We start from the raw sequence: 9,012 nt of genomic DNA on the forward strand, positions 1-9,012 counted from the left end.
GCCTCGGCGAGAGCGGGCTTCGTCAATACCGTTGCCACAGCAGCTTCCCCGTGGCTATTCCGTGGCCAGCGTCGAGTTGACGGCCACGCCGATCGAGGGCGGCTACCGGGTGTCCGGTCCGATCAGGTGGGCGAGCAACCTGTACCCCGACTCGACCATGGTGACCGCGGTGCGCACCGATGCGGGCGAGCGGCTGATCGTGGCCCTGCCGTTGAGCACGGCGGGGGTGGTGGTGGGCGATCACTTCGAGCTGCTGGCAATGGGTAGCACCGCCTCGTCATACCTGAACCTGACCGACGTGCCCGTGCCCTCGGCCCAAGTGTTGTCCCGAGACTTCGAGGGATTCCTGCAGGCGGTCCGCCCGACGTTCCTGGTCCTGCAGTCCGCCATGTGCCTGGGTCTCACCAGGACCGCGGTGGAGCAGGCCAAAGGCGGCCTCGGCGGCGTCAACTCGGTGTTCGCGGCGGAGGTCGACAACGTCGCGGAGAAGCTCGCCACCGCGGAGGCCACCCTGGCGGGTCTGGCCGCGGCGGTGGGCGGGGATGACCCGCCCACCAAGCGGGAGCTGTTGTCGCTGCGCCTCGCCGCGGCCGAGCTGTCCAGCGCCAGTGCCGATCTCGAGATCCGCACCGCCGGCGGCAAGGGCTACGCGAGCAGGACATCGGCGAGCCGCCGCTACCGGGAGGCGGCGTTCATTCCCGTCCAGTCCCCGTCGGAAGGGCAGTTGCGCTGGGAGCTGGCCGCATGCGGCTGAGTGCGAGACGATGGTGACCCCGGTGGCGGTGCCGCCGGGTGGCACCGAATCCGAACGGGCGGTCGGCGGCATCCCGCTGGCTAATCTGGTGCGCGACTTTCACCGGCCGATGATCAATTTCGCGCGCACCATGGTGGATTCGCCGGCGGTGGCGGAAGAGGCGGTGCAGGAGGCGTGGGTGCAGGTCCTGCAGTCCGCGGATTCCTTCGAGGGCCGTTCGTCGGTCGGGACGTGGCTGTTCGGGATCGTCAAGAACACCGCCTCGCGGCACCGGCGCCGGGAATCCCGCATTCGCGACCACGAGGTGCTTTCCGCGGAAGACGTGGACCCCCTGGCGGGCCGCATGCATCCCGCCGGCCATCCCGATGCCGGGCACTGGAGCCTTCCACCGTCCCGGCGCTTCCTGCCGGAGGACCGCACCGTGGAGAACGAGCTCGTCGGTTACGTCCGCACCGCGCTGGACGCGCTGCCGGAGCGGCAACGGCAACTGGTCATCCTGCGTGACATCGTCGGCACCCCGGCCGAAGAGGCCGCCGAACTTCTCGAGCTGACCGCCGAAGGGCAGCGCGCGCTCCTCTACCGCGCCCGGGGAAATCTTCGCAACGAATTGGAAAAGCGGTATCGCCGATGACCGTGCACGACAACACTGTCCCCGCCATCGACTGCGTCGACTTCGTCCGACTGGTGGATGAACTCGTCGATTCCGACCCCCGGCAGTGGGGCCCCATCGTCGCCAAGCACCTCGACGAGTGCCCCCCATGCCTGGTCTACCTGCAACAGATGCTCGACCTCAAGATCCTGCTCAACCACGTCTTCGAAGGGGAGAGGCTCAGTGATGAGCACATCTCGGGGGTCATCAACGCGATCAACGCTTTACGGAAGGACGAGCACCCATGACGATCAATGCGCCGGCGCCGCAACTGGATGGCAAAGCGTCACCACCAAAGCTGTTCGCAGACATCCCGTCTGACACCAAGGCGACGATCCCCGACGATCCGTTCGAGCCGCTGAGCGTGGGCGCCATGGTCGACCGGGTGGCCGCCATGGCGGTCGAGAAGGCTACGCACCCGTGGGCGTTCCTGATGCGTTCCCTGGTCGGCGGCGTGATGGTCGCGTTCGGAGCGCTGCTGGCGCTGATGGTGAGCACCGGGGTCAAGTCCCCGGGCATCGCGAGTTTGCTGATGGGGCTGGCGTTCGGCATGTCCTTCGTCCTGATCCTGGTGTCGGGCATGTCTTTGATCACCGCCGACATGGCCGCGGGATTTCTCGCCGTCCTGAATCGCACGATGAGCGCCGGTGGTTATGCCTTCCTGGTCGTCGTGGGCCTCATCGGCAACGTCCTCGGCGCGCTGCTTTTCGTCACCGTTTGCGGCGCCGCGGGAGGCCCGTATCTGGGTGCCTTCGCCGAGCGGGCCGCTACCGTGGGCACCCAGAAGGCCGGCCAGCCCTTCTTGACCGCACTGCTCCTCGCCGTCGTGTGCACCTGGTTTCTGCAGACCTCGATGTGCATGTTCTTCAAGGCCCGCAGCGACGTCGCCCGAATGGCATTCGCGTTCTACGGCCCGTTCGCGTTCGTCATCGGCGGCACGCAGCACGTGATCGCCAACGTCGGCTTCCTCGGTATTCCCCTGCTGCTCAACCTGTTTCACCCGGCGGCACCCCGGGGCACGATCGGTTGGGGATTCGGCGACCACGGCTTGCTCACCAACCTCGGCGTGACCACCGTCGGCAATCTGATCGGCGGGACATTGTTTGTGGCGTTGCCCTTCTGGGTCATCGCGCAGCTGCAACGGAAAGCCGTCTGACCGGCGAGTGACCGTGGCGTTAAGGGCGCCTTAACGCCACGCCGGTAACAGCCCTCCGTCCCGGTGGTTAGGGACTTAAGCCTCACGACCCACGCCCGTCGGGTTTATAGCGTCGTCGGTGATGGAGGGAGAACGAAATGTCAGCACCTGACCAACAGCGCGGCATCGTCGTCGCGGTCGACGGCTCGACGGCATCGAACGCTGCGGCACGTTGGGCCGCGCGCGAGGCGGCCATGCGGAAAGTTCCACTGACCGTCGTCCACGCGGTGACGACGCCCACCGCCACCTGGCCGCCGGTCCCATACCCCGACTCTCTGGCAGTGCGGCTGGAAGACGAGGGCAAGAAGGCGATCATGCACGCGATCAAGCTCGCCGAGGAGGCGCTAGCGGCGGACCGTGAGATCGCGATCAACCGGGAACTCGTGTATTCCAGCCCCGCGCTGGCCCTGATCAAGATGTCCGACGAGGCGGAGATGGTCGTCGTCGGCACGGCGGGACGCGGGTTACTGGCGCGTGGCGTGCTGGGCTCGGTCAGCGCGACGGTGGTGCGGCACGCGAATTGTCCCGTCGCGGTGATCCATGGGGACGACCTGCCGGACAACGGGGACGCTCCCGTTCTGGTGGGGATCGACGGCTCGCCGGCCTCCGAGCTCGCGACCGCCGTCGCGTTCGACGAGGCTTCCCGGCGCGGCGTCGACCTGATGGCCTTGCACGCATGGAGCGACATCGCGATCAGCGAACTCCCCGAAGCGGATTGGTCGTCACTGGAAGAGGAGGCCCAGCGGAGCCTCGCCGAGAACCTGGCCGGTTGGCAGGAGCGCTATCCCGATGTGACGGTGCAGAGGTTGGTCGAACGCGACGCGCCGGCTCGGCAGCTTGCCGAAAAGTCGGAATTCGCCCAGCTTCTCGTCGTGGGCAGTCACGGCCGTGGCGGCTTGTCCGGCATACTCCTGGGATCGGTCAGCAACGCCGTGCTGCACTCGGTACGGATACCCGTGATCGTCGCCCGGCCGTCCGCGTCCGGCTGACGCTCGCCGGGCGACAGGGCGGTGGCGGTCCACGCGCAAAGGGCGGCCAGGTCGCGCCCGGCGCGCGCCACCGTTCGGTCGGGGCGCACCAGCGCGGCGGTGACGCGACCCCGCCGCAGCCACGTCTCCAGAGCGCTGCCGGGGTCGGCGACCAGCACGGTGACGTCGCGCCGCCGCAGGGCGGCCTCGTCGGCGGCGCCGGGGCGAGTGACGGCGATCAACGCGAAACCGGTGCCGAGGACGTCGTCCACCCGTCGACCGTCGTGCAGCGGCGGGTTGGGGCACAGCGTGCCCGGTAGCTGATGCGGTCGCCGCGATTTAGACACCCACGCTGAGCGGTGCAGCGGCGGCGTTGTGGAGTCGACGACCTTGTCGCGCAGGCCGGGGATGAGCCGCAGCCGCGGCAACAGCGCCCGGCGCGCTGCGTTGCCAAGGTGGCCGCCGCCGGTCATCGCCCAGCCGATACTCAGCGCGAGGCGAATCATGTAGCGAGCGTGCGGCTTTCGTTCGCGCTCATAAGTCTCGAGCACGTCCGGGGTAAGGGCGCCGCGGTGGACCCCGGCGATCTTCCAGGCGAGATTGTCGGCGTCGCGCAGCCCGGCGCCCATGCCCTGGCCGATGAACGGGGGAGTGAGGTGCGCCGCGTCGCCGAGGAGGAAGACGTTGCCGTTGCGCCAGCGGTCGGCGATCTGTGCCCGGAACGTGTACTCGGCGACCCGCACCAGGGTGAGCTCGGCGACGGGTACGGTGCTGGTCCATGGTTTGATCAACGGTCGCAGCCGCTGGAGCGTGCCGAAGTCCGCCGCGGTTTCGCCGGCGAGCAACTGAAACTCCCACCGGTAGCGGGCCGGCCCGATGCGCATGTACGTTCCCGCGCGATCCGGGTCGCACACTTGGTGCACCCCGTCCCACTGGCCCAGGTCCGCCTCGCTGGCGATGTCGACGACCAGCCAGCGTTGCTGAAAGTTCAAGTCCCGCATGGTCGAACCGATCCGTGCCCGCACCAGGCTGTTGGCGCCGTCGCAGCCCAGCAGGTAGTCGGCGTCGACGTGGTGACGCCCACCGTCTGAGCGGTCGGTGAACGTGACGCGGATGCGCGTTCCGTCCGCCACAACATCGGTGACTTCTGCGTTCCCGCGCAGTTCGGCATTGGGATGGCGCTCGAGGTTGGCCCGCAGCAGGGTCTCCAATTCGGGCTGGTCGAACATGTTGGCCTGCGGGAAACCGTGCACGCTGTGCTCGGGGTCGCGGTTGAATTCGGCCAGAGTGCGGAACCGGCTGTCCACCAACCGCAAACCCAGCGTCGGCCGTGATATCGCGGCGAACTCGCCGCCCAACCCGAGGCGGGCGATGATGCGATAGATCTCGTCGTCCAGATGCACCGCTCGTGGCTGGGGGTACACGTCCGTCCAGCGATCGAGCACCAGGCAATGGACGCCGCACTGCGCCAGCCGGGTGGCCGCGGTGACGCCGGTCGGTCCGGCGCCGACGATGACGACGGGTACCCGCCGCGTAGCCGGGGTCGTCATGTGTATCGCACTGGGGTGCGCTGCGTTCCGAGATCGATGGCGCCGTCGTCGGTGGCCACCGACGCCTCGACGATGTCACCGTCGTGCAGGTAATTGCGGTTGGCGGCCTGCCGCGAGAAGAACATCTTCCATTTGAGTCCCGGCGGCAACAGGTTTCCGACGAACTGTACCGGCTTCGGTGGGGCGCTCAGCGCGGTGCCGACCGGGGTGCCGGTGAGCACCAGGTCACCCGGGGCGAGTTCTTGGAACTGCGTGAGCGACTGCAGCGCCTGCAGTGGCCGGTACAGCATGTCGCCCTCGACGAGCGCGTTCTGGCGTTCCTCGCCGTTGACGCTGAGGCGCAATCGCAGGTCACCGAAGCGCTTGAGCTCGTCGGCGGTGAGCAGCACCAGTTCGGGGCCGACCGGGGTGAACGTCGGATACGACTTGGCCTCGTAAAACTGGGTCTGGGGGAGTTGGACGTCGCGCGCGGAGACGTCGTTGGTGACCACCAGCCCGGCGACGAAATCGCCGAGGTTGGCGTCCGAGATGGTGGTGCCGATCGGGACGGCGCGGCCGATCACCAGGCCGATCTCGACTTCGTAGTCGAGCAGCTTCACGTGCGGGGGCTTGACGATGTCGTCGAACGGCCCGGTGATGGAGGCGGACGCCTTGCGGAAGAAGGTGAGGGGGATGGACGCCGGATCCATGCCCGCGTCTTTGACGTGCGACTCGTAGTTGGTCATCTGAGCTATCACCCGGCACGGCCGGGTCACCGGTGAGACCAAGGCGAGGGTGTCGAGGGCGACGGCTTCGGTTTTCGTCGCCGCACTCTCGATGGCGGCCCGGTCGGCCAGCAACGCGGCGGTGGTGGTGGCGGTGGTGTCGATTCTGACTGCGCCCTCGGCGGTTTTGAGCCACCAGGCGCGGTCGGTTTCGGAAGCGGTGTGCAGCACGGAAAGGGTCATGAGGTAGGAACTTTCAGTAGGCCGATCAGGCGGTTGAAATCGAATTCGTTGTGCGAGCGGAGGGCGGTCATCATCGAAACCAGTTCCCGGCGTGCCGACTTGGGGTCGGTTCCGAGGAAATCTCTGCTTGCCGGCGGCCCCCACTGCGCCAACCCGGATGCGGTGAAGGGCGCCCAGCCCGGGTCGAGCGTGTTGTCGAACAGGTCGCCATCGGTGAAGTGTTCGAACAAGTCGCCGTCGGGGTCGCGCCAGTAGTCGAAGATCTGACTGCCCTGGATGTGCCTGCCGATTCCCCAGGACCGGGAATAGCCGTGCGCGCCAAGGTATTCGCCGCCAGCAGCCAGCGCGTCGAGATCGCTGACCTGATAGGCCGAGTGCACGTAGCGGTTGGCCGGCCCCAGGGCCATCGCCAGGGTGTGATGGTCGGCCGGTATCGAACCGCGGTCGCAGCGAATGAAACTCATCGCCGGGCCGCGGTGCCGCTGGCCGGGGAAGTACAGAAAGTCGCTGACGATCATGCCGAGGTTGTCGAGGTACCAGTTGAGGGTCTCGAGGTACTTGGTCGACTGCACCACCAGGTGGCCCAGGCGCTCGACCCGGGCGGGCACCCGCGGGGGACGCTGGCCGGCATTGGTGCGCCGCACCTCGGGGCCGAAGTTGAAGACGTGGGCCTGTTGGCCCGGCAGGTCCGGGAGCTCGTGCATGCCGGCGACGACCCGAACCAACATTCCGCTGGGGTCTGTCAGGTCGACCGACACCCCGCCGATGGCCTCCGGTAGCCGTCGCATCGGTGCCCCGGCGTTGCCCGCCAGCCGGAGCACGTCGGCCTCGTCGCAGGCCCGGAACGCCGCGCCGGTGAACCGGCTGCGCCTGCCGCGACGCAGGATCACGCACGGCGTACCCGCCCGGGTGCCGCGCAACTGCACCTCGCCGGGGCCGTGCTGGGCAGTGTGGAAGCCGAATGCCCGCGCGAACGCCTCGGCGCGCCCCAAGTCTGGCCGCTCGAACTCCAGCCACGCGATGTCGGCGACCCTGATGACGGGGTTGCGCGACCGCCCGGGATGCTCCCCGCGCAGTGCGCCCTGCTCGCTGTGCGCCTCCGGACGTGCGCTTTCGGTCAAATCCATGGTCACTCCCAAACCTAACTGACGAAATCGTCACATACGAGATAACGTTCAGTCAAGAGTCTGACGAAATCCTCATGACTGATGCATAATGCGGGGGTGAGTGCGATGGCGGAGCCGGCCAACCGGCTGGAGCGGCGCAAGCGGCGCACCCGTGCGGCGCTGGTCAAGGCCGCGCAGCAACTGATCGCCGAGGGCAAGGTGAACGTGCCGGTCCTGGAGATCACCCAGGCCGCCGACGTCGGCATGGGGTCCTTCTACAACCACTTCGACAGCAAGGAGCAGCTGTTCGAGGCCGCGGTCGCCGAGGTGCTCGACGTCTATGGGGCGATGCTCGACCGGCTCACCGCGTCCATCGAGGACCCGGCGGAGATCTTCGCCACCAGCTTTCGGATGACCGGCAGGCTGTTCCGCCGCCGCCCGCAGGAGAGCCGGATCCTGTTGGCCAACGGGCTGGAGCTGCTGTCGTCCGAACGTGGTTTGGCGCCGCGCGCCCTGCGTGATATCAAAGCCGGCGTCGCGGCCGGTCGGTTCGACGTCGAGGATCCCGAGTTGGCCCTCGCAATGGCCGGCGGTGCGCTGCTGGGGCTCGGAAACCTGTTGCGGGACAACCCCGATCGAGACGACGCGCACGCCGCCGACCTCGTCACCGAGAACGTGCTGCGGCTGTTCGGGCTTAGCGCCGCCGAGGCGCGGACGATCTGCCAACGCCCGCTTCCCGAGGGCGGATTCCTCGAGGGTTAGCGGTTGCCGACGCTGACCACGGCACCGACCGAGAATGAGACGTTCCTGCCCACGCCGCCGTCGTCCCCGGGGGCACCGGGGCTAGTCCACCGCACCTGTGCGGTCCCGGTGAGGTGCAGGCTCGCACCGGTCCCGAAATCCACGAACAGCAAGGCGGCCTCGTCGTCGACGGCCAGGTTTCCATAACTGTTGAACATGTTGTTCCCGGGGAAGTCCGGCCACCAGAGCCGGTCGGGGGCGTCGACCCGGACGAAGCCGGGTGGGCCTCCGCGGTGCGACGCGTCGCTACCCCGGGTGGGATGGCTCGTGCCCAGAAAGAACGTGTCCGACCTCGCGATCATCGCCTGATCGGACGGGTCAAGCGTTGCGCGTCTCGCGCGCAGTGAAGCGGGTGCGCCGAGGGCGTCGGTGTCGATGGTATGCGGGTGAATGTACTTGGGGCAGTTGCCGTATGACTGGTCGACGCGGACGGCCAGGCCCGCGTCGTCCGAGCCGACGAGCTCGCCGTTCACCCGTAACCGGCGGCGGGTGGCGAAGTCGATCGCGATCAGTCCGACTTGTTGGCCGGCCGGGAGCCGGTGCAGCGGGTCGCCGCTGCGGGGGGATGCCGACACACGCAAGACGTCGTCCCGGCCGCGGAGGAAACCCGGCGCGGCGATCAACGGCGACGTCCACAGCACGCCGTCGTGGTCCCGTCCGGTCAGGGCGGCGAATCGCTGTGCGGCGAGAAATCTTGCGGCGCCGCCGGACAGGCCCGGCGAGTCGAGCATGCCCTCGAGCCGCTTGGCCTCGGCTTCGACGCCCGCTCGCCGCTGTGTCGCGGTCTCTCCTTCGTGGAAGCCCGTCATGGTCATGCACCGCTCAACAACATGACCTCGGGAAAGCTTCCGGGGTATGCGCCGCCGCCGTTCCTACGCGACCGACACGATGCGGGCGACCAGCTTGCCGCCGCGGATGACCTCGATCGTCTGCCCCGCCGCGACCTCATCGAAGTAGCGCCCGGCGCGCTTCCGGAGCTCGTCGAGCTCGATCCCACCCCGGCCATCCGCCGGTGTGGGACTGCTCGCCGCGTCACCGGCGG

Annotated in this window: 9 protein-coding genes and 1 pseudogene; 6 read left to right on the forward strand and 4 right to left on the reverse strand. The window is 68.2% G+C overall.

Features of this window, described 5'->3' with window-relative positions; translation table 11 throughout:
• Window positions 1-67 precede the first annotated feature (67 nt).
• The 5 genes and pseudogenes from A9X03_RS20990 to A9X03_RS21010 all read left to right on the forward strand — a co-directional run.
• Window positions 68-754 (forward strand): annotated as a pseudogene (locus A9X03_RS20990) (acyl-CoA dehydrogenase); the annotation flags it as partial.
• A gap of 10 nt (window positions 755-764) precedes the next feature.
• Window positions 765-1,385, forward strand: coding sequence for an RNA polymerase sigma factor (locus A9X03_RS20995; protein ID WP_067748860.1), 621 nt, complete (start codon window positions 765-767; stop codon window positions 1,383-1,385).
• Complete coding sequence (locus tag A9X03_RS21000; RefSeq protein WP_067888745.1) at window positions 1,382-1,651, forward strand: hypothetical protein; 270 nt, start codon at window positions 1,382-1,384, stop codon at window positions 1,649-1,651. The genes A9X03_RS20995 and A9X03_RS21000 overlap by 4 nt, the downstream gene beginning before the upstream one ends.
• Window positions 1,648-2,559 (forward strand): formate/nitrite transporter family protein, encoded by a 912-nt coding sequence (locus A9X03_RS21005; protein ID WP_067779690.1) that lies wholly within the window; start codon window positions 1,648-1,650, stop codon window positions 2,557-2,559. The genes A9X03_RS21000 and A9X03_RS21005 overlap by 4 nt, the downstream gene beginning before the upstream one ends.
• A 137-nt stretch (window positions 2,560-2,696) precedes the next feature.
• Window positions 2,697-3,587 (forward strand): universal stress protein, encoded by an 891-nt coding sequence (locus A9X03_RS21010; RefSeq protein WP_067748869.1) that lies wholly within the window; start codon window positions 2,697-2,699, stop codon window positions 3,585-3,587.
• Here the strand turns inward: A9X03_RS21010 and A9X03_RS21015 are convergent.
• The 3 genes from A9X03_RS21015 to A9X03_RS21025 are packed head-to-tail and all read right to left on the reverse strand — an operon-like array spanning window position 3,479 to window position 7,190.
• Entirely contained in the window at window positions 3,479-5,116 is a 1,638-nt protein-coding gene (locus A9X03_RS21015; protein WP_067779695.1) for a bifunctional 3-(3-hydroxy-phenyl)propionate/3-hydroxycinnamic acid hydroxylase, read from the reverse strand. The genes A9X03_RS21010 and A9X03_RS21015 overlap by 109 nt on opposite strands.
• Window positions 5,113-6,063 carry a fumarylacetoacetate hydrolase family protein gene (locus tag A9X03_RS21020; protein WP_067748874.1) on the reverse strand — a complete coding sequence of 317 codons (951 nt, stop codon included), beginning with the start codon at window positions 6,061-6,063 and terminating at the stop codon, window positions 5,113-5,115. Before A9X03_RS21020 ends, A9X03_RS21015 begins: the two co-directional genes overlap by 4 nt.
• Complete coding sequence (locus A9X03_RS21025) at window positions 6,060-7,190, reverse strand: VOC family protein (RefSeq protein WP_067748877.1); 1,131 nt, start codon at window positions 7,188-7,190, stop codon at window positions 6,060-6,062. Before A9X03_RS21025 ends, A9X03_RS21020 begins: the two co-directional genes overlap by 4 nt.
• A gap of 105 nt (window positions 7,191-7,295) precedes the next feature.
• On the opposite strand from A9X03_RS21025, the gene A9X03_RS21030 reads away from it, so the two are divergent.
• Window positions 7,296-7,931 carry a TetR/AcrR family transcriptional regulator gene (locus A9X03_RS21030; protein WP_369807381.1) on the forward strand — a complete coding sequence of 212 codons (636 nt, stop codon included), beginning with the start codon at window positions 7,296-7,298 and terminating at the stop codon, window positions 7,929-7,931.
• Here the strand turns inward: A9X03_RS21030 and A9X03_RS21035 are convergent.
• The gene (locus A9X03_RS21035; RefSeq protein WP_067748884.1) at window positions 7,928-8,785 is read right to left on the reverse strand and encodes a pyridoxamine 5'-phosphate oxidase family protein; all 858 of its coding nucleotides are present in this window, start codon (window positions 8,783-8,785) and stop codon (window positions 7,928-7,930) included. The genes A9X03_RS21030 and A9X03_RS21035 overlap by 4 nt on opposite strands.
• Between the last annotated feature and the right edge of the window lie 227 nt (window positions 8,786-9,012).

It is taken from the genome of Mycobacterium sp. E1715, assembly GCF_001667625.1.
Lineage (GTDB): Bacteria > Actinomycetota > Actinomycetes > Mycobacteriales > Mycobacteriaceae > Mycobacterium.

Bases quoted from the DNA above. Each gene is read 5' to 3' on its own strand.
- A9X03_RS21025 (WP_067748877.1), bottom strand. From the start codon at position 7,190: ATGGATTTGACCGAAAGCGCACGTCCGGAGGCGCACAGCGAGCAGGGC.
- A9X03_RS21020 (WP_067748874.1), bottom strand. From the start codon at position 6,063: ATGACCCTTTCCGTGCTGCACACCGCTTCCGAAACCGACCGCGCCTGG.
- A9X03_RS21035 (WP_067748884.1), bottom strand. From the start codon at position 8,785: ATGACCATGACGGGCTTCCACGAAGGAGAGACCGCGACACAGCGGCGA.
- A9X03_RS21000 (WP_067888745.1), top strand. From the start codon at position 1,382: ATGACCGTGCACGACAACACTGTCCCCGCCATCGACTGCGTCGACTTC.
- A9X03_RS20995 (WP_067748860.1), top strand. From the start codon at position 765: ATGGTGACCCCGGTGGCGGTGCCGCCGGGTGGCACCGAATCCGAACGG.
- A9X03_RS21005 (WP_067779690.1), top strand. From the start codon at position 1,648: ATGACGATCAATGCGCCGGCGCCGCAACTGGATGGCAAAGCGTCACCA.
- A9X03_RS21015 (WP_067779695.1), bottom strand. From the start codon at position 5,116: ATGACGACCCCGGCTACGCGGCGGGTACCCGTCGTCATCGTCGGCGCC.
- A9X03_RS21030 (WP_369807381.1), top strand. From the start codon at position 7,296: ATGGCGGAGCCGGCCAACCGGCTGGAGCGGCGCAAGCGGCGCACCCGT.
- A9X03_RS21010 (WP_067748869.1), top strand. From the start codon at position 2,697: ATGTCAGCACCTGACCAACAGCGCGGCATCGTCGTCGCGGTCGACGGC.